This window comes from Peptoniphilus equinus (assembly GCF_027921445.1).
GTDB classification, from domain to species: domain Bacteria; phylum Bacillota; class Clostridia; order Tissierellales; family Peptoniphilaceae; genus Peptoniphilus; species Peptoniphilus equinus.
This window is the reverse complement of sequence record NZ_CP115667.1, coordinates 227,381-247,790: the sequence shown is the minus strand read 5'-3', so window position 1 is coordinate 247,790 and position 20,410 is coordinate 227,381. Positions and strand designations below refer to the sequence as shown.

Genomic DNA, 20,410 nt, shown 5'->3' with positions numbered 1-20,410 from the left:
AAGCGAAGCAGGCTGATAAAACAGTTTAAAATGGTTTTTATACTAACCCCTTCTTCATAGACTACCTAAACCGAGTCAGTATCATTGAACTTTATTTCATATTTTGAAACTATATATCATTTTCTAAAACTTAGCTTTAGTGTAAATGAAATCCTTTTCTTTGTCAAGAATATTTGATAACTATCTATCGTACTAAATTCACATGGCTGAATCCTATCTCGCTATTGTTTCAATATATGATACAATAGCTGTGGTGATAAAATGGAAGTACAAAATCAATCTATTGAACGTGTTTTTTTAATTTTAGAAGCTTTTCAAAAATTCCCTAACGGCGCAGGTCTCACTGAGCTTTCAAACGCTGTCGGACTGCACAAATCTACGGTACATCGTTTTTTAATGACTCTTGTCAGTCTGGGTTATGTAACCAAAAAAGATAATAAGTATTCTTTGACGTACAAGTTATACACGTTGGCTTCAACGCAGTTTAAAGGTACTGACTTGGTTGAAGTTTCGGAACAGGAAATGAATCGTCTGGCGCTTAAAGTGAATGAAGTGGTTCACTTGGTCATTAGGGACGGTATTTATGGCGTCTATATCAACAAAATTGAAGCTAACAATGCGATAACTATGGGATCACGGATCGGTGCTCGCATGCCACTTTTACGAACCTCAGTAGGCAAAGCAATGTTAGCGTTTGAACCGGATGAGATCATTCAAACGATTTATACTCAGTCTGTAAAAGAAGGGATCATTGACGCCAAGACTAAACCTTATGAAACTATCCTTGCCGACATTGAACGAACTCGTAGGACCGGCGTGGGCATTGACGACGAAGACAATGAGCCGGGGATCTATTGTGTCGGTGCAGCGATTTTAGATTTTAATCATCAGGTCTTAGGTGCCATTTCCATTACCGGACCCAAAAATCGTATGCTTGAAAAAATAAAAAATGACGATCTGAAAGATGATGTCTTTCAGACCGCCAAAATCATTTCTAACAGTCTAGGTTATAATTCCTTTAAGTAATCCTTGCTATCGTCGTGTGCTTAACAGTGCCTGTCGCAACGGTTTTATAATCAAAAGTACAATCACCGACGACACGACGATCTGCACGGCATTGCCCGGAATACTGGCAATAGGTACAAGGAGCGAACCATACATAATAGCTTCTCCAATGTAGTAACCGACGATTTTTATGATCAGAGCAGCCACGCACGCTGCGGTGATGCGCCCTATAGTAGGTTTGTCATGAGCGATATCGGCGATGACATGACCCATGATAAAACTTGTGACGAGGGTTATTGGGGCCCATGCCGCCCAACCGCTGGTCACGTCAAAGAGTCCCATGCCGATGGCGCCGCTCAGTGCGCCAACCCGTTTCCCGTAGACAATGGCCGCGACAAAAAAGGGAATATTACCCAGGTGTATGAGACCGCCTTGTGCACCGATGGGAAGTTGTATCTTCACCATCCAGGTGAAGACATAGACCAGCGCAATCGCAAGAGCGGTGATGACCAGCTCACGTGTCGTTATTTCTTTTTTCATTGCACGCCTCCTACTTCAATCCTAAATTCGGTGTGGCATAGGCTTTGGCGGTACTCTGTCCGCTTTGATAGAGATAATAACCCGCCGAAGCAATCATGGCGGCATTGTCCGTACAGAGCTTCAAATCCGGATAGAATATGCGAATGGACGCTTCGTCACCTCGCTCTTCCAACGCACGGCGAAGATGTGAATTGGCCGCCACACCGCCAGAGAGCACAATAGTGTCCCGACCCCTCTCACGCGCGAGACGAAAAGCCTTTTCTACCAAGACGTCCGTGACGGCATCCTGAAAGGACCGTGCCACATCTTCATGTTTCAGTGTATCACCTCGCTGTTCAGCACTGTGCAAGGTGTTGATGACCGCTGTTTTCAAACCGCTGAACGAGAAGTCATAGCTGTCCTCTTCCAACATGACACGAGGAAAATGGAGATTATCTTCGCCCTCATAGGCCAGCTTGTCGATAATGGGACCGCCCGGATAGCCGATGCCCATCTTGCGTGCGACTTTATCAAAGACTTCCCCGGCTGCATCGTCTCTGGTTTGTCCCACCAGTTCAAAATGAACGAAGTCATCGACATCGATGAGATATGTGTGACCGCCGGATACAATCAGACCGGTAAAAGGCGGCTTCAACTCTGCATGTGAAATGTAGTTCGCCGCCACATGCCCATAAATGTGATTGACGCCAAGAAACGGTTTGTTCAGCGCAAGAGCTGTGGCCTTTGCCGCCGATAAGCCGATGAGCAGCGCCCCTACAAGTCCGGGCCCCATAGTGCCTACCACAAGATCAATGTCCTGAGGCTTAAGATCCGCGTCATTAAAAGCCTGTCTCATGACAGCATTAATTTGCTCCACGTGCATACGTGATGCAATTTCCGGTACGACGCCGCCGAACTTCACATGGGTTGATATTTGTGATGCAATGACATTGGAAAGAACCTCCCGGCCGTCGCGAACGATAGCAACGGAGGTTTCATCACAAGAACTTTCAAAAGCTAATACGTTCATAATTCCTCCATAAGATGTAGGCGTCGTCGCCGTCGCCGTAATAGTTCTTTCGTACACCTTCTCGAGTAAACCCGAAGGCATGGTAAAGCTTCAAAGCCGCTGTGTTGTGGGCACTCACCTCCAGCGTCACCGCCACCTCATCCGGCAGTGCCTGCATCAGCACACTCCCGATGCCGCGTTCTCGCGCAGCTTTAAAAACGGCAATGCGCTCTAAGGTCACATCCCACGTGTAATCCACAAGGATATAGCCGAGGACGCTCCCCTCTTCAGCAACCACGCAGTGCCGCTTGGGATCCCTGATCAAGTCGCGGAGCATCTCGTGAGAGTAGGACTCCGAAAAAGCTTCCGCTTCCAAAGCGGTGAGCTGATCAAGATCTGCTTCAGTTGCCTTTCTTAGCATCAAACTGCACCTCTGCTTGAGACTTGCCAAGGTAGTTGGGTACGACATCCTCAATGGCCATAGCTCCGTCGGCGGCGTAGACATGCTCACCTAAAAGAGCCACTTCCGCCCCTCGAAGATTGCGAAGTTCCGGCGTGCCGAAAATGTCGGTAAAAGGCTCGACGGCCATGACGTGCACATCGCCAAGGCGCTCACGAAGTACCGCTGCATCAATTAACACATCATCCAGCACCACCGTTTTGCCGTAGTCTTCATACACCCCGGCATAGACACGCCCCCTCTTGGCATCCCGAATGGACAATGTACGTGCCGCTTTATAAGCATGGGCCCGCAACGATGAGACACCGACCAGCGGTTTATCCAATAGATCCGCAAGAATCCGTGCCACGGTCACGGCAATGCGCGTTCCGGTAAAGGAACCCGGCCCAATGCCTACCGCGATGAGCTCCACATCCTCCAGATTTTTATTGACATGGGAAAACATCTCCTGAATCATGGCAGTGAGCTCCTCGGAGTTGTGACGTCCGCCGGTGATATCATAAGAGACAATTTCCCGACCGTCACTCAGTCCCACGGTGGTTGTCATCGTTGATGTATCAATTCCTAAAGTTAACATAATCTCTCCACTAAATCGCCATAGTGACCACTGCCCTTTATGGTAAAGGTGTGGTCTCCATCAATCTCAATGTCCAAATAGGCCTCCGGCAAAAAATCGCGAATGGTCTCGGCCCACTCCACGACGCACACGCCATCGCCGTAAAAGTATTCGTCAAATCCCATATATGCCATGGCCTCGACATTGTCCAACCGGTACGTGTCGAAGTGATAGAGCGGCACGTCACCGTCATATTCATTGATTAAACTAAACGTGGCACTGGTGACCACATCGTCAATGCCCATACCTTTAGCTATCGCTTGCGTCAAGGTGGTTTTGCCGGCCCCCAGCTCACCGTTAAGCGCCACGACATCGCCCTTGTTAAGCAGTGCTCCTATCTGCTCGCCCAAAGCACGGGTGTCGGAAAGCTTCGGACACTTAAAAACTTTCGCTATGGACAAAGTCGCTCACCTGTCTTCCTCTTTTCTCCCCGGGTATCTGATTCTTCTCTCCAACAGCAATCACGCACTCGGCGCTGTAGTCATCCGGCACGCCCAGCGTTCGACGCACCGCCGCCTCGGCAGGTGCACCATCTTTATCCTTAAGGCCTCTGAAATTCACCCAGCATGCGCCAAGGTTTAGGTCCTCCGCTTGCAGGAGGATGTAGGTGGCGGCAATAGCTGTGTCCTGTATAAATTGATCCGGTGCCAGCGCCGTATTTCCTAAGACGAGAATGCCAAGATCTGCATCTTTTAAAAAGACGCCGCCTTGCGCTTTGATATCGGCAAGCTCTGCCAGCTTGGCCTTATCCCGAATAGTGATAAGCTCCACGGACGCTCTGTTTTTAGCTGTGGGTGCAAGGAGGGCAGCCTCCACCAACAGTCTCTCTTCCTCGTCCGACACCGGCGTCATGCCGTAGGCGCGAATGGACCGACGCTTTCTAATTAAATCTCTAAACATGCCTACCTCCTTTTAAAATTATTATAACACAGATTACTTCTTTGCTTTAAATTCTCGCCCTCATCTCTTATACTATAAGAAGTACTAACAGGAGGGACTATGAAAGAATTAGAACAACGTATACTCTTAGACGGCCGCGTACTTCCCGGCGAAGTAGTGAAAGTCGACTCATTTTTAAATCATCAGCTGGACGTCGCTTTTCTCTCAAAGATGGGTCAGGCCATCTACGATCGTTTCAAAGATCAGCACGTCACTAAAATTTTAACCATCGAGGCATCAGGCATTGCCATTGCGGTTCTTGCCAGCACTTACTTCGGCAATGTCCCTGTGGTCTTTGCCAAAAAGGGCGCTTCATCCAACATCGGCACGGACTTCTACACCGCACCGGTGCATTCCTATACAAAAAACAAGGACTATAATGTTATCGTCTCCAAACGCTACTTATCCGAAGAGGACCGCGTCCTCATCATCGATGACTTCCTCGCTGAAGGTCAAGCCATGACCGGGATGATGTCACTCTGTGATCAGGCAAACGCCACCATCGTCGGCCTGTCCGTCGCCATCGAAAAGGGATTCCAAAGCGGCGGCAAAAAACTGCGCGAAGCCGGCTACAACTTAGACAGTTTAGCCATCATTGAATCCATCGAGGACGAGGTCATCACCTTCCGCCCTCAATAACAGACCGAAAAAAGACTGCACATTGGATACTCACTCGTTACCGAATAAACCGGTAAGGAGCCACTGATCCGATGGCAGTCTTTTTTTACCCTTATTTCAAAAGGCGTATGTGTGTCTTTAACAAGTTTAAGGCCACATCCGGCACTTCTGTGGCAAGCAGTCCCATTTGAGAGAGAAGGTAATCCCCATCGATGTAGTATGCCGCCGCATCCGGCAGGAGTTCCCCTTCAGGCAACGCTAAAATAAACTTCGGATCCTTCGCGTGGACCAGCACACCGCCGGTGCCGATAACCGCTTTAAACGACGAGAGATCTTTGCCCCGTTGGTACTTGATATTTTGTGAGCCGTCGTGCTCGATTTTAATCGCCCCGACATGGCGTGCCATACTGTGGCGCACGGCAGCTTTAGCCATAGCCACATCCACGTTAAGCTCGTCATCGTTGTGCGGCACGAACCTAATATTGTGAGTTCTATCTAGGGTCGCTCTATCAAAGTTGGCGACGTAGTAGCTGTTAAGTTCCGCATCTCCGACGGTTTCATAGAGACTTCTCGCAGAATAACGCATACCCAGATCGCCTTCCACCGTCCGTTTATCGAAAGGTTCTTTCAGGCCGTAAAATCTAACGCCCCACTTGGGCAAACCATATCCGATGGAATGCACATCCGTCGTCGCACCGCCAATATCCACCACCAAAAGATCCCCCAAGCCGTCTTCCCCTTCGTAGCCTTCTGAGAGGAGTCTCGCCCCTTGCAACGCCGCATCAGGCGTGGCCATGAGGACAGGTCCGACGTCTTTGACGTAGGTTTCAAGACCTTTGGCCAAGGTGATATGCTCCATGAAAATTTTACGAATAATGCGGCGCACCGGATCCGGATTAATTTCATTCACCGCCGGCATGACATTTTCGGTAACATAGGTCGTAAAGTGCGGCGATAAAATGGCATCCACGTCCTTGGCAATGGCCTCATTGCACGCAATTACCACCGGTGCTTTAGCGGTGCAGGTGCTGAGCATCCGCGCATTGTTTAAGGTGTTGAGTTTATCGCCGTTGTTGCTGCCTCCGGAGAAAAGAATGATGTCAGGATTTAAGGCGTCCAGTTCTGCTTTGTGCTTGTCCTTAAACTCCATGGAAAAAGTTTTGAGCACACGAGCTCCCGCCCCGAGGGCCGCACGTTTTGACGCTTCCGCAGTGAGGTTGGGTCCGAGTCCGATAGCCACCATTTTCAGTCCGCCAGCAGCGGAACTGCACGTGAGGACTTTGTCCGGCTTCACTCCGCCCACCTTAGCTTTAAGGGCCGCCAAGGCCTCATGGTATCCATCCATGACCGAAGTGTCAATGGTTGTGATGGCCAGAGATGAGCCTACCACCTTCTGTTGCTCCGTATCCACTAAACTCATTTTGGTATAGGTGGAGCCAATGTCCACCAGTAAAACGTTCATCGTGTCACCTCAACAAAAAAAGAGGAGCCGAAGCTCCTCGAGAGTTAACTGTTATTGAATGGCCTCTTCAACTTTGTCCAGAAGTGGGAGTACCGCTTGATCCACATCGTCAAGAGCTTTCGCCATTGTCTTTTTAGTTTCTTCTACATAAGCTTCATCCTTAATGGATCCAAGGTTGATCTTGACATTATAGAACGCACCGCGCATAGCCAGACGCAAGTTAAGCAGACCTACGCCCACGTCGGTAATGGCATTTTGATTTCCTTTTTCCACAAGTACCTTGGCATACTCCAAGAGCTTCATCGTCTTAAGTCCGACTTGAAGCGGTACATTGGCGGCATTTTTATACTCTTCCTGAATGCGTTCGGAACGAATCTTCTTTTCTTCGTCAGTCTCTTTAGGAAGCTTAAATGCTTTCATGACGCCGTTAAATGAGTTGGAGTCGCGGTCAATATCTTCCACAAAATCCAATTCAATAGCTTTAAGCTCATCGGCATACTTTTGCATTTCTTCGTGTACGTCTTCGTACTTTTTGCTTTTTACGGTGAGATTGGCCACCATACCAAGCAGCGCGGCAGCTTGAGCCGCTGCCAGAGCGGATACAGATCCGCCGCCGGGTGCCGGAGAATCTGAAGAAGTTTCAGCAACAAATTCTGCTACGGTTAAATTTTTAAGTTCCATGCGTCCTCCTTAGAACAGACCTTCCATCTTACCGGATTCATCGACGTCCATCTTGTTGGCGGCAGGTACTTTAGGAAGTCCCGGCATAACCATGATGTCACCGGTTTCGCATACGATAAAGCCTGCACCGGCAGATACTCTTACAGTTTGCACCGTGATGTCAAAATCTGTAGGTGCGCCGACGGCGTTTTTGTCATCGGAGAAGGAGAATTGCGTCTTCGCCATACAAATCGGCATCTTGTCTAGACCAAGGCCTTCCAGAGTCTTGATTTGTTTTTTCGCAGCTGCGGTAAAGACAGCTTGTCGACCGCGGTAAATCTTTTGTACAATGGCGTTGACTTTTTCAGGAATGCTGGCTTCAACGTCGTAGAGGAAGTGGAAGTCGTTAGGTTGTTCACACATTGCTACAACTTTTTGTGCAAGATCGGTCACACCGTCGCCGCCTTTGCCCCAACCTTCGCAGAGGGAGACTTCAACGCCGTATTCTTCACATTTTTCGATAAGTTTTGCAATTTCAGCATCGGTATCTTGTACGAAACGGTTAACCGCTACGACAACAGGCAGACCGAAGCTCTTGATATTTTCAAGGTGACGTCCCAAGTTGGCAAAACCTTTTTCAAGGGCGTCCACATTTTCTTCTTTAAGGTTTTTCTTGTCGACACCGCCGTGCATTTTGAGCGCTTTGATGGTGGCAACGATGACAACGGCATTTGGTTTCAAGCCGCCGAGACGACATTTGATGTCAAAGAATTTTTCAGCCCCGAGGTCCGCACCGAATCCGGCTTCTGTAACGAGGTAATCGGCAAGTTTCAAACCAAGTTTCGTTGCGATGAGTGAGTTACATCCGTGTGCGATGTTGGCAAACGGTCCGCCGTGAATGAGGGCCGGTGTGTGCTCGAGAGTTTGAACAATGTTCGGTTTGATGGCATCTTTAAGAAGCATAGCCATAGCGCCTTGAGCTTCCAGATCGCCTGCAGTAACAGGTTCGCCGTCTAAGTTGTAAGCGACGATCATCTTCGCCAGACGTCCTTTCAGGTCTTCAAGACCGCTTGCAAGACAGAGCGCTGCCATGATTTCCGATGCGACAGTGATCATGAAGTGATCTTCGCGCACGAAGCCGGAAGCTTTGCCGCCGAGGGCAATAACGATATTGCGAAGGGCACGGTCATTCATATCGAGAACGCGCTTCCATGTGATTTGACGTGCGTCAATTCTCAGGGCGTTGCCTTGGTGAATGTGGTTGTCGATAAGCGCTGAGAGCAGGTTGTTCGCTGCAGTCATGGCATGAAGGTCCCCGGTGAAGTGCAGGTTGATGTCTTCCATCGGTACGACTTGGGAATATCCGCCGCCTGCTGCGCCACCTTTAACGCCGAAAACCGGTCCGAGGGATGGTTCACGAAGGGCAACGACAGAGTTCTTGCCGATTTTATTAAGTCCTTGGCTGAGTCCGATGGAGACGGTAGACTTACCTTCCCCTGCTGGAGTTGGGGTGATGGCAGTCACGAGGACAAGCTTGCCGTCGTCGTTGTTGTCGAGTTCTTTAATCCCTTCCAGAGAGATCTTTGCCTTGTAGTTGCCATAGAGTTCGAGAAAATCTTTGTTGAGACCAGCGCGTTCTGCTACCTCAACGATGGGTTCCATCTCTACGGAATCTGCGATTTCAATATCTGTTAAAAATTCTGCCATGGTTTACTCCTCAATTAATAATGTTTCGATAACTTGTTCAGTGCTGAACTCTTCAACTTGCATGTAGTAAGCTAAGGAATCCACAAGCGCTTGCAGCGGTACCATCCCGATAATTTCAGTGCCGTATACGCTCACGCCGTAACGACGCGCTTCAGATTTGACCATTTCAAGAGCTTGGTAAATACGAGTTTTTTCAAAGTTGACAAGGTTCATAGAAACTTGAACTTGTCCGCGTTCCTCAAGTGGCAGACCGATAGCTTTTACAAAGCGAAGACCGCCGCCAATGTGGCGAATTTTCTTAGCAATGGCATCGGCAATTTCAACTTTGTCTGTGTTGAGGTTAACGTTGAAAGCGACAAGGTGGAAACGTGCACCGACTGCAGTAGCCCCGCTCTTTGCGTTCATTTCTTGCGGACCGAAATCAGGTTTCCATTCATCTTCTTTAATTTTTTCGAAGAAGCCTTCGTATTGACCCTTACGTACTTTAGCAAGGTTGGTGCGTGCAGGCGTTGACGCTGCATCTTCATAAAGATATACAGGAATACCCAACTCACCAATAGCCTTACCGACTTCCTTTGCGTATTCCACGCAATCTTCAGTCGTCACTTCACTGATTGGTACAAAAGGTACGACGTCAACTGCACCCATTCTTGGGTGAGCCCCTTCATGCTTGGTCATGTCGATAACTTCTTGAGCAACTTTTACAGATTCGATGACAGCGTTGATAACCGCTTCCGGTTCACCGATGACTTCGACAACCGTTCTGTTGTGATCCTTATCCGGTTGGTAATCAACCAGTTTCACATTTTCTTTGGCTCTGAAGCATTCTACAATTTTGTCGACTTTTTCCAGGTCTCTCCCTTCAGAATAGTTAGGGATACACATAACTCTTTTCATACATTTTACCTCCTCAGGTTATCTTGGGCTCAGTGTAACATTTTCCTATCAAATAAACGTCTAAAGAAAAAGGTAAAAGCAAATTATTTTTGACCGCTTTTACCCTTTTGTCTATCGCCGATTATAGCGACATTATTCAGTTACGATTTGGCGATTTTCTACAATCAACTTGCCGTCTTTATACACGCGGCTTGCCAAATTGGTGGCGAAAAAATACATCGTGTAATCTAAATTTTTGGCATCAAATACCGTGATGTCCGCACGCTTGCCTTCATCAAACGATCCGATGGTCTTGGCGCGGTCCACGGAGTAAGCCGCATTAATGGTCACCGCATTGTAAACTTCCACCGGTGTGAGGCGCATGTACAGACAGCCCAGCTGCATGGCAAACTGAAGGTTTGCCGTCGGGCAGGAACCCGGATTGCTGTCGGTTGTCAACGTAATCGCCATCCCGGCATCAAGCATTTTACGAGCTGGTGCATAGGTGTCTTCAATTAAAGAGAAGGTCGTCGCAGGTAAGAGGTTGCCAATAACGTGAGCTTCGGCAAGGCCTTTAATGTCCTCATCAGTAATCATCATAAGGTGCTCCGCACTGACGGTCCCCACCTCAGCTGCTACTTTGGAACCGCCGATGGATTCGATTTCGTCGGCGTGGATCCGCGTTTTAAAGCCCATATCTTTGGCAGCTCGAAGCAATTTTTCAGATTGTTTTGCGGTAAATACACCTTTTTCACAGAAAATATCGACAAACTCGGCCAGATTCTCTGCTTTGACCTGAGGGAGCATGCCGATAACCTCATCGATAAAGTCGTCCGGATTGTCTTTGTTTTCCTCCGGAATGGCATGCGCCGCCATAAACGTAGAAATCAAATCCACAGGCAGATCCTTGTCCAATGCCTTAACCACTTCCATCTGACGCTTTTCAGTATCCCAGTATAATCCGTAGCCGGATTTGGCTTCCACTGTCGTGACCCCATGAACCATCATGTGTTCCAACAGATTTTTAGTCTTGTCATATAGGGTATCAAAGTCCGCTTCACGCGTCGCCTTTTGCGTTGATAAGATGCCGCCGCCTTCAGCAAGGATATCCAGATAGCTCATGCCGTTGAGTTTCTTAGAAAACTCGTGCTCACGGCTGCCGCCATAGACCAAGTGAGTGTGACAATCAATCAGACCCGGTGTGGCTACCTTACCGGTAAGGTCTTCCATCACGGTATATTCATCAATAAGCTCGGCCGGCACGTCACCCTCTCCGACTTTTAAAATTTTTCCATCTTTAATGGCAATGTAGGCATCTTTCAAAATTGTAGTCTGATTCATTTCTTCCCCGCGAAGCGGACGTCCTTTATCCTTGGGACTGAAAACTTCGTTCAAGTGATACAAAATACGATCTGCTGCCATAAATCCTCCTTTAATATATTTTGTCATCGTGTACCTTCACTTCACTATGCTGTAGTAAGGGTAGTCTATAAAAATCTAATAAGTGTCAAATAAAAAGACTCATACGGTACCTTTATACCCATTGTCCGACGTTTTCCCATTTGCCTTGCGTCTAATCAATGGACACTTAAAAGACGGAAAGCGTTTAAGATGGAGACAAGTTAAATTTATTAAGGAGGCAATCTATGATTGACAATACTGCCGTAAAGAATGCAATGAAAGTTTCATTAGATTTTGATGAACTTCCGGAAATGCCGAAATTTGAAGAAGGCATTCGCCGCGCACCGGACAGAGGATTCCGACTCACTCAAGCGCAAACCGAAACCGCACTGAAAAATGCTCTGCGTTACATCCCTGAAAAATTTCACGAAGAACTCATCCCTGAATTTTTGGAAGAACTTCACACTCGCGGACGTATCTATGCGTATCGTTTCCGCCCACAAGGCAGAATCTACGGACGTCCAATCGATGAGTACAAAGGTAACTGCCTTGAAGGTCAAGCATTCCAAGTCATGATCGACAACAATTTGGACTTCGAAGTGGCCCTCTACCCTTACGAACTGGTCACTTACGGCGAAACCGGATCCGTGTGCCATGACTGGCTGCAATACAACCTCATTAAAAAATACCTGGAAGTCATGACTGATGAACAAACCCTCGTTATGGAATCCGGTCACCCTCTCGGACTTTTCCCTTCCCGCAAAAATTCCCCACGTGTTATCATCACCAACGGTATGCTCGTCGGTCTGTATGACAACCTAAATGACTGGGAAGTTGCTGAAGAAATGGGCGTAACCAACTACGGTCAAATGACCGCTGGCGGTTGGATGTACATCGGACCGCAAGGTATCGTTCACGGTACGTTCAACACCATCTTAAACGCCGGTCGTTTAAAACTCGGTGTGCCTGAGGACGGCAACCTTGCCGGTAAACTGTTTGTCACTTCCGGACTTGGCGGCATGAGCGGCGCTCAAGGTAAAGCAGCTGAAATTGCTCACGCTGTCGGTATCGTTGCCGAAGTCGACATGAGCCGTATTGAAACACGTCTGGAACAAGGCTGGATCTCCAAGGTTGCCGAAACCCCTGAAGAAGCCTGTGCCATTGCCGCGGAATACCTTGAAAAGAAAGAACCGATGAGCATTGCTTTCCACGGCAATATCGTTGATCTTTTGGAATACATGAATGACAATGACATTCACATCGACCTGCTCTCCGACCAAACATCTTGCCACAACGTCTATGACGGCGGTTATTGCCCTGTGGGCATCAGCTTCGAAGAAAGAACTCGCATGCTGGGTGAAGAGCACGAAAAATTCCAAGAAATGGTTGATGAAACCCTGAGAAAACACTACAACGTCATCAAAGCCCTCACCGCAAAAGGCACCTACTTCTTCGACTACGGCAACTCCTTCATGAAAGCCATCTTCGATGCCGGTGTCAAAGAAATTTCCAAGAACGGCAAAGACGATAAAGACGGATTTATCTGGCCATCTTACGTTGAAGATATCATGGGACCTCTTCTGTTCGACTACGGCTACGGTCCATTCCGTTGGGTCTGCCTGAGCGGTAAACATGAAGACCTTATCGCTACCGACAGAGCAGCTATGGAATCCATCGATCCAACCCGTCGTTATCAAGACCGTGATAACTACAACTGGATCCGCGATGCTGAAAAGAATCAATTGGTTGTCGGTACGGAAGCACGTATCCTCTATCAAGATGAAGAAGGCCGTATGAACATTGCCCTTGCCTTCAACAAGTTGGTACGCGAAGGTAAAATCGGTCCTGTTATGATGGGTCGTGACCACCACGACGTATCCGGTACCGACTCACCGTTCCGTGAAACCTCCAACATCAAAGACGGTTCCAACGTCTGTGCCGACATGGCAGTACAATGCTATGCAGGTAATGCAGCTCGCGGCATGAGCCTTATCGCCATCCACAACGGCGGCGGCGTCGGCATCGGTAAATCCATCAACGGCGGTTTCGGCCTTGTGCTGGACGGTTCTGAACGCGTTGACGAAATCATTCGCCTGTCCCTTTCTTGGGACGTTATCGGCGGCGTAGCACGTCGTAACTGGGCACGTAATGAACACGCTATGGAAGTGTCTGTGGAATGGAACAAGAAGCACACGGACGGATGCATCACCATTCCTTACATGGCTGATGAAAACCTGATCAAAAAATCCGTTGCTGAAGTGTTTGAAAAACACAATTTAGCTGCAAAAACCGAAGCTAAACTTGCTGAAATTAAAAACGAACAAGCTAAGAGAAAATAAAGTGTCTTGTCAAAGGCCGGTCGAAAGACCGGCTTTTTTATTGCCAACCTGTAGCGGGCATAAAAAAAGGCCACCCTCAGGTGACCTCATCCTCGCTGTCAGTTCACAGCGCCAACAAAAGTTTTGATAAACCAAATCGTCTGCGGTTGATAGAGAATATCTACCAAAAATGCACCGACAATAGGTACAATCATCATCGCCTTGCGACTCATGCCATACTTATCGTTGACAGCAGTAAGATTGACAATAGCTGTCGGCGTAGCTCCGAGTCCGTGACCCAAAAGCCCTGCACACATCACTGCCGCATCGTAATCCTTGCCCAAGATGCGGAATACCACAAAATAAGCAAAGAGTACCAGAAACGCCACTTGACAGATGAGTACGACCAGCATCGGCCCTGCCAAATCCGCCAGTTCCCACATCTTCAGTGCCATCATAGCCATGGACAAATAGAGTCCCAGCGCCACATCGCCGATCCCGTCGACAAGACGGAAATTAAAGTTATAGAATCGGTGGGAATCGTTCAGGTTTCGAGCAATGACAGCCACGAACATGGCGCCGACATAAGTCGGAAAACTCATGCCGATCAACGATCCGATCCACCCTGCAATAATGGAACCGAAAGCCATGCAGATCAAGATGACAGTAACATTTTTGGTAGCATCCATATTCGTCAGAAGAATGGACGTGTCCGTGGCGTTAATACCGGAGACATCCACCACATCACTTTGATCTTCTCTCGGACGAAGATTGTGCTTTTCAATGAGTCGACGTGCTGTCGGTCCGCCGACAAGCACCGAAGATATCAATCCGAAGGTTGCAGCCGCCGCCCCGACCAACGGTCCTTGGGCATAGCCCATTTCAGCAAAGGTCGTGCCGTACGACAAACCTGCTCCGTGACCGCCAATCATCGTGATGGCACTGGAGAGCAGCGCATAGGCCGGTTCCAGTCCGGTAACTTTAGAGACGACAATCCCGATGGTGTTTTCAATCACAGATACGAAGCCTGCAATCAACCAGTACACAATGAGAAGTTTCCCGCCCTGCTTTAACAGCTCGACGCTGGCGCCCAGACCGACAGTGGTAAAAAAGGCCAACATAAAGAAGTCCTGAAGGACCGTATCAAAAGCCACGGTGAAACTGCCTGTCACATGGCCTGCCCAGGTGATGAGCATAAAAAGAAAACCGCCGATAACCGGCGCCGGGATGCAATACTTTGTCAAAAATTTTGAACGATCTTTAATATAATAGCCGACAATGAGAAGTATTGCAGCAAGTGCCACGGAGATAATCATATCCGCTTGGATGGTAAAGAGACCATCGATAGTTTCAAATTTCATAGGCATCTCCTTTCAATATCCTAGTAATAGCGTTCTAAATTTATTGTATCTTATATAGAGAACGTTCGCAATTTGTTTTCCACTGTTTAAAGCGCTAATTTTCATGTGCCTATGACATAAAAAGACCGAGTTCCCCCGGCCTTGATTTGTCTTTATTTTTGGTCTGCAACGAACTTTTCAATATATTCGTCGTAGGTGAGACTCACGTCACGATAACTGCCGTCATCAAAAATTTCCACAATGCGGTTTGCCACAGAGGATACAAATTGGTGATCCAGTGAGCTGAACAAAATGTTGGACTTGAAATTAATCAGACCGTTATTGACCGCTTCAATAGATTCCAAATCCAAATGGTTTGTCGGTTGATCGAAGATCAGCACGTTGGCAGGGCGAATCATCATGCGACTGAACATCATCCGCACCCGCTCACCCCCGGAGAGGACATTGGCAGATTTTAACACTTCGTCACCGCTAAATAACATCTTCCCGAGAAAGCCTCTCAAATAAATCTCCGACTGCTCTTCAGAATATTGGCGCATCCAGTCAATCAGATTCATCGTCGCGCCCTCAAAGAAAGCAGTGTTGTCCTTTGGAAAATAGGTGTGAGTGATGGTCTGTCCCCAGGTAATATCGCCTTCATAATCCGCTTTGCCTTCAATGGCATCAAAGAATTTGGAGATGGCAAGTTCGTTGCCGATAAAGCCGATCTTGTCCCCTTTGTTCACTCTGAAAGAGAAATCCTTTAAAAGTACCTTGTCCTCCTCTTTCAGTGTGAGCCCTTCCACATTTAGGATTTCATTGCCCACTTCACGAGTGAGGTCGAAGCCGACAAAAGGATAGCGACGGCTGGACGGTTTGATATCATCCAAGGTGATTTTATCCAACAATTTCTTTCGTGACGTCGCCTGACGGGACTTGGACTTGTTCGCCGAGAAACGTTGAATAAATTCCTGCAGTTCTTTAATCTTATCTTCTTTTTTCTTATTCTGTTCCTTGAGCATCCGTTGAGCCAGTTGGGACGCTTCATACCAAAAATCATAGTTGCCCACTGTCACTTGAATGCGCCCGTAGTCGATGTCCACCATATGGGTACAAACGTTGTTTAAGAAATAGCGATCGTGGGAAACGACAATGACAATGCCGTTAAAGTTCATGAGAAAATCTTCCAGCCACATCACCGCACGGATGTCGATACCGTTCGTCGGCTCGTCCAAAAGGAGAATGTCCGGCTGTCCGAAAAGAGCCTGAGCAAGAAGCACCTTCACCTTGTCCGCTTCAATAAGCTCGCTCATCTTCAAGTTGTGCTTGTCCGTGGTGATCCCCAGACCTTGAAGCAGGGTCGCCGCTTCCGACTCCGCTTCATAGCCGCCCATTTCAGCAAACTCCGCTTCCAGTTCCCCTGCGCGAATGCCGTCCTCATCGGTAAAGTCCGGTTTCATATAGATGGCGTCTTTTTCCTTGCCGATATCATAGAGACGGCGATTGCCCATGATTACGGTATCCAAAACCACCTCCTCTTCAAAGGCGTAGTGGTCCTGATTCAATTTACTCATCCGCGCTTCTTTATCCATGGTCACAGACCCGGTAGACGGTTCTTTTTCCCCGGAAAGAATTTTTAAAAAGGTGGATTTGCCGGCGCCGTTGGCCCCGATAATCCCGTAACAATTGCCCGGTGTAAATTGCAGATTGACATCATCAAAAAGTTTTTTGTCAGGAAAAATCACACTGACATTGGTGACAGATAACATGGCACGTCCTCTCTTTATATTCACTTCATCTATTACTACATTAAGCCTTCCGTATTATAGCACATAAGCCGTGAGTGGGTATAGATGGACTGAGGTGATAGCTATGAAAAAAATGCTACTGTTCACATTGCTCGCGGTGCTGTTGTTCCAGGCTGCACCCGACTACGCCGCAAGTAAAGACGCCGACACTTTTGCGCCGCCGGAGTCCCAAATCCTTCGCATCAAAACACTGTTCGATATTAAAAATCCCACAGCCTTTAAAGTGGAGGGCGGTGAAACCAAGTACGCCGATGGTGGCAAACTGGTTTACTACGACTATAGTTGGACCGTAGACGGGAAGGACCTGTACCTGACCACCGACGACCAGGGTAATATTTTTACCTACTCCGCCTATGATGAAAACGTTAACGATCCCGCACCAGTATTAAGCGCCGCCGCCATTGAAAAGATCGCCACCGACTTTTTAAACAAGGTGGATCCGAAACTTGCCACGCAGTACCGCAAGGACAATTTGTCCATTCACACACGGGAAAATTCGGCGGAGCTCACCTACGTCCGCTACGTCAACGACCTGCCCGTCGTGACAGATCTCATCAATCTGTCCGTCAGTTTCGCCAAGTCATCCGTAGTACAGTTCACACGGACCAACTCCTCGGCCCACTATTCGGACAGCGTCTTTCCAAATCCGAAAGATGCCATGGACAAAACGGCTGCCTTTAAACTCCTGACCGAGATCAATCCTTTTGCGCGCCACACTCTTATCCTTAAAAGTGACACACTGACCACCTTGCCGATTTATACGCACATCACCGACAAGACAGCCATCGACGCCACTACAGGACAACTCGTGGACAGCACCAAAATTCTCAATGCCAAGGCGCTGGGCTACGATAGAGGCGGTTCTGACGGCCTCGGTGCCTCAGCTTTAGATCCCGTGGAAGTCGACAATTTAGATGTCGTCAAACAACTAAAATCCAAAAAAGATATTGAAGCTTGGGTCAAACAGCACTTTGATGTGAAAGATATGACCGTCGAGAGCGGCCACTATCGTCAAAATGCGGACAAAAATTATGTCTACGCCATGAGCTGGTCCTCAGACGACCACTATATGTCCATAGACGTGGATGCCAAAGATCTCACCCTCCTCTCACTGTACAACGAGGGCGATACCGACAAGGCGCCACTGTCGGAAGCTGAGGCCATTAAAGCGGCTGAAGCTTTTATGGCACAATTCCCGTCCAAGCTTAACCTGGCAAACCCGTTGGTGGAAACCCAGGACACACACACCATCGTCCGCTATCCTCGCCTTGAAGGCGACGCCTATGTCAAAGACGAAGGCCTGGAGCTTTCCATTCAAAATGCATCGAAGACGGTAAGCGTCTATCGACTGGAAGCCACCCGCACCGCCTTTACTACGCCGACAGCAAAACTGTCTCAGGACGACGCCACGGCAAAGGCCTTGGAACAATGGCATCTCATGTACGCCTATGTGGGCGCCAAACCTGTACTTCTTTACAACTACGACGGCGACTATCTCTTCCACGGCGACACCGGCACGCTCCTTGACAACGCCGGCAATGCGCTCACCGATCGCACCATCGCTTATGACAATCTTGATGCCTCGCCGTACAAAGACGACATTAAAGCACTCAATGACGTATCCATCGGATTTTATTCCATTAGGGATTTAAAACAGATGCTGACAGTCGGTGACTTTTTCGAATTGATACAGACCATCGAAGGCGACCACTCACGTCCTGTCAAATTGGATGATTATAAGTATCGCTTTAACATCCCTGATGTGACCGAAGACTCTCCGCTGACAGAATCGAAAGCCGTGGAACTGTTGATGAACTATCAGGGCTTTAGCGATTTGAAAAATAAAGCCGACGTGTGGCAGTCGTCGACATTCAAAAATGGTACAACGATTCCCAAAGCCGCCGTCCCATACTACTATCTCGCAAAGTCCCAAGGTTATTTGCGATCCGATACCGTCAACCCAACGACAAACCTCACTGCTGAGATGCTCCTCCATCTCACCTACGGCTTTGTCTTTATAGAACAATAAGTACATGAAGACAGCTTCGGCTGTCTTTTTTTATCCACCGCTACGTAATTAAATTGCGATGAATGGGGAGTGGGTCTTGAAAAGAGACAGGAAATACTATATCCTAAAACTAAAGAACCAAAACCTTTTAGGAGGCAACATTGACTGAAACAAATGAACGGAGACAGCGTTTAGCTCGAAGAAAAAAAAGACAAGCCCGTATGCGACGTCGCCGCATCCTTTTTTTTGCCCTGGTGGCCTTGATCTTGTTTGCTTTGATTTCGCTGATCAGCCGAGTAATACATCGCATGAACACCCCTGACGAGCCCGCACCCTTTAACTGGTTTGTGGACAAGGCTTATCGTGATCAAAAAGGTATTGTCCGTACGGTCAAACCCACCTACAGTACCTTCCCCGATTCTCTGAACAGTATCTATGACGACTTAGAATTTATGAAAAAAGAAATTATGCCCGGAGAAAACCACTTGATCCAGGCCAATAGCTACGCCTACGATACCAAAACCATTCGCCAGTACATTCGCGGCGAAGCGGAATACACCGCAGATAAGAAACTCGTCTTTCTCACCTTTGACGACGGCCCGAACACGACCATCACACCTCAAGTCCTGGATATTCTAGCAAAAAATGACGTCCATGCCACCTTCTTTGTCGTGGGCAATCGCATTAAAGATCAGACGACCAATGTACTGCGCCGCACGGTGTACGAGGGCAACGCCATTGCCACTCACTCATTCAGTCACGATTACGAGACACTTTATCCGGAGAAGACTGCCAATGCCGCAAAGCTCAAGGAAGAATCGCTTCTCACCCAAGGGCGTTTGCAAAAAATCTTCGGCGACGACTTCAAGTCCAATGTCATGCGCTACCCCGGCGGTCATATGTCCTGGCAAAACACCCAATCTTCCGATAAAGCTCTTGCTGATGCCGGCATTGAGTGGATCGACTGGAATGCCATCATCGGCGACGCCTCAACGAAAAGCTCACGACCGACAACCACCGAGGGCTTTATAGAGACCTTGGATCGAAGCTTAAATCAAAACCTGCACACCGATATTGCCGTGGTGCTCATGCACGATGCCACGAACAAGCAGCAATCCGTCGATGCGCTGCAAAGTATCATTGACTACTTCAAGTCTCACAACTATGAATTCGGCATTCTAAAATAGCATGCCCATGATACAAAGCCAGAAACTTTAAAGACGTGTTCCGACACGTCTTTTTCTATGCCTGAAAAGCTGCTTTGGTCATCCTCGCCACGTCCCGGTCACTCGGACATCACCGCCTCAGCTCGCCCAATATTTCGGCATATTATGACGCATCTTCGAGAAGTGCTGTTTGCAAAATACGCATAAAAAAAATAAGGGGTTTCCCCCTTATTAACCGACTCACCCGGTTTTTATTTGCCTAATGCACTGTCCAGTTTGTGTTTGTCAAATCCGACGATTTCTTCATCGCCAACCACAATAACCGGTACGCCGGTATAGCCCTTCTCCAAAAGTTCAGAGCGAGCTTCAGCGTCATTTTGAACGTTCTTTTCGACAAATTCCACGCCTCTGTCGTTGAGGTAGTCCTTCGCCATGGTGCAATAAGGGCACGTATTTGAAGTATACACAGTAACTTTATCCATAAATAACCCTCCTTAG

At 48.1% G+C, this 20,410-nt stretch carries 19 protein-coding genes; 5 read left to right on the top strand and 14 right to left on the bottom strand.

Translation table 11 applies throughout. The features are described from left to right. Positions 1 to 261 precede the first annotated feature (261 nt). Positions 262 to 1,026, top strand: a complete 765-nt coding sequence (locus tag O6R05_RS01215; protein WP_271191739.1) for an IclR family transcriptional regulator — start codon at positions 262 to 264, stop codon at positions 1,024 to 1,026. Positions 1,027 to 1,032: 6 nt separating this feature from the next. Here O6R05_RS01215 and O6R05_RS01210 read toward each other — a convergent pair whose 3' ends face one another. The 6 genes from O6R05_RS01210 to O6R05_RS01185 are packed head-to-tail and all read right to left on the bottom strand — an operon-like array spanning position 1,033 to position 4,509. Beyond that, entirely contained in the window at positions 1,033 to 1,545 is a 513-nt protein-coding gene (locus tag O6R05_RS01210) for an ECF transporter S component (protein WP_271191738.1), read from the bottom strand. 10 nt (positions 1,546 to 1,555) lie between these two features. Next, the gene (tsaD, locus tag O6R05_RS01205; RefSeq protein ID WP_271191737.1) at positions 1,556 to 2,554 is read right to left on the bottom strand and encodes a tRNA (adenosine(37)-N6)-threonylcarbamoyltransferase complex transferase subunit TsaD; all 999 of its coding nucleotides are present in this window, start codon (positions 2,552 to 2,554) and stop codon (positions 1,556 to 1,558) included. Beyond that, entirely contained in the window at positions 2,535 to 2,954 is a 420-nt protein-coding gene (locus tag O6R05_RS01200) for a GNAT family N-acetyltransferase (protein WP_271191736.1), read from the bottom strand. The genes tsaD and O6R05_RS01200 overlap by 20 nt, the downstream gene beginning before the upstream one ends. After that, positions 2,935 to 3,570, bottom strand: a complete 636-nt coding sequence (gene tsaB, locus O6R05_RS01195) for a tRNA (adenosine(37)-N6)-threonylcarbamoyltransferase complex dimerization subunit type 1 TsaB (protein WP_271191735.1) — start codon at positions 3,568 to 3,570, stop codon at positions 2,935 to 2,937. The genes O6R05_RS01200 and tsaB overlap by 20 nt, the downstream gene beginning before the upstream one ends. Then, entirely contained in the window at positions 3,564 to 4,010 is a 447-nt protein-coding gene (gene tsaE, locus O6R05_RS01190) for a tRNA (adenosine(37)-N6)-threonylcarbamoyltransferase complex ATPase subunit type 1 TsaE (RefSeq protein WP_271191734.1), read from the bottom strand. Before tsaE ends, tsaB begins: the two co-directional genes overlap by 7 nt. Continuing rightward, positions 3,988 to 4,509: a nitroreductase family protein gene (locus O6R05_RS01185; protein ID WP_271191733.1), complete on the bottom strand. Its 522-nt coding sequence runs from the start codon at positions 4,507 to 4,509 to the stop codon at positions 3,988 to 3,990. The genes tsaE and O6R05_RS01185 overlap by 23 nt, the downstream gene beginning before the upstream one ends. A 99-nt stretch (positions 4,510 to 4,608) precedes the next feature. Here O6R05_RS01185 and O6R05_RS01180 point away from each other — a divergent pair, with 99 nt between their 5' ends. Further along, a complete protein-coding gene (locus O6R05_RS01180; RefSeq protein ID WP_271191732.1) occupies positions 4,609 to 5,187 on the top strand; it encodes a xanthine phosphoribosyltransferase in 579 nt (192 codons plus the stop codon). Between the two features lie 91 nt (positions 5,188 to 5,278). Here the strand turns inward: O6R05_RS01180 and glmL are convergent, their stop codons facing one another. The 5 genes from glmL to hutI all read right to left on the bottom strand — a co-directional run bounded on the left by glmL (position 5,279) and on the right by hutI (position 11,293). Further along, entirely contained in the window at positions 5,279 to 6,628 is a 1,350-nt protein-coding gene (gene glmL / locus O6R05_RS01175) for a methylaspartate mutase accessory protein GlmL (protein WP_271191731.1), read from the bottom strand. Between the two features lie 51 nt (positions 6,629 to 6,679). Further along, on the bottom strand, positions 6,680 to 7,309 hold the full coding sequence (locus O6R05_RS01170) for a cyclodeaminase/cyclohydrolase family protein (protein WP_271191730.1): 630 nt from the start codon (positions 7,307 to 7,309) through the stop codon (positions 6,680 to 6,682). A 9-nt stretch (positions 7,310 to 7,318) separates the two neighbouring features. After that, on the bottom strand, positions 7,319 to 8,995 hold the full coding sequence (locus O6R05_RS01165) for a formate--tetrahydrofolate ligase (RefSeq protein WP_271191729.1): 1,677 nt from the start codon (positions 8,993 to 8,995) through the stop codon (positions 7,319 to 7,321). Positions 8,996 to 8,998: 3 nt separating this feature from the next. Beyond that, complete coding sequence (gene ftcD, locus O6R05_RS01160) at positions 8,999 to 9,892, bottom strand: glutamate formimidoyltransferase (RefSeq protein WP_271191728.1); 894 nt, start codon at positions 9,890 to 9,892, stop codon at positions 8,999 to 9,001. A 132-nt stretch (positions 9,893 to 10,024) separates the two neighbouring features. After that, positions 10,025 to 11,293, bottom strand: coding sequence for an imidazolonepropionase (hutI, locus tag O6R05_RS01155; RefSeq protein ID WP_271191727.1), 1,269 nt, complete (start codon positions 11,291 to 11,293; stop codon positions 10,025 to 10,027). A 224-nt stretch (positions 11,294 to 11,517) separates the two neighbouring features. On the opposite strand from hutI, the gene O6R05_RS01150 reads away from it, so the two are divergent. After that, positions 11,518 to 13,611 carry a urocanate hydratase gene (locus O6R05_RS01150; protein ID WP_271191726.1) on the top strand — a complete coding sequence of 698 codons (2,094 nt, stop codon included), beginning with the start codon at positions 11,518 to 11,520 and terminating at the stop codon, positions 13,609 to 13,611. A 98-nt stretch (positions 13,612 to 13,709) separates the two neighbouring features. On the opposite strand, the gene gltS is transcribed toward O6R05_RS01150, so the two are convergent. Continuing rightward, positions 13,710 to 14,951: a sodium/glutamate symporter gene (gene gltS, locus O6R05_RS01145; protein ID WP_271191725.1), complete on the bottom strand. Its 1,242-nt coding sequence runs from the start codon at positions 14,949 to 14,951 to the stop codon at positions 13,710 to 13,712. Positions 14,952 to 15,103: 152 nt separating this feature from the next. Continuing rightward, positions 15,104 to 16,699, bottom strand: a complete 1,596-nt coding sequence (locus O6R05_RS01140; RefSeq protein ID WP_271191724.1) for an ABC-F family ATP-binding cassette domain-containing protein — start codon at positions 16,697 to 16,699, stop codon at positions 15,104 to 15,106. 103 nt (positions 16,700 to 16,802) lie between these two features. Between O6R05_RS01140 and O6R05_RS01135 the strand changes: the two genes are divergently transcribed. Further along, positions 16,803 to 18,767, top strand: coding sequence for a YcdB/YcdC domain-containing protein (locus tag O6R05_RS01135; RefSeq protein WP_271191723.1), 1,965 nt, complete (start codon positions 16,803 to 16,805; stop codon positions 18,765 to 18,767). Between the two features lie 140 nt (positions 18,768 to 18,907). Continuing rightward, positions 18,908 to 19,933 carry a polysaccharide deacetylase family protein gene (locus O6R05_RS01130; protein ID WP_271191722.1) on the top strand — a complete coding sequence of 342 codons (1,026 nt, stop codon included), beginning with the start codon at positions 18,908 to 18,910 and terminating at the stop codon, positions 19,931 to 19,933. A 230-nt stretch (positions 19,934 to 20,163) separates the two neighbouring features. On the opposite strand, the gene O6R05_RS01125 is transcribed toward O6R05_RS01130, so the two are convergent. Then, positions 20,164 to 20,394, bottom strand: a complete 231-nt coding sequence (locus tag O6R05_RS01125) for a glutaredoxin family protein (RefSeq protein ID WP_271191721.1) — start codon at positions 20,392 to 20,394, stop codon at positions 20,164 to 20,166. Between the last annotated feature and the right edge of the window lie 16 nt (positions 20,395 to 20,410).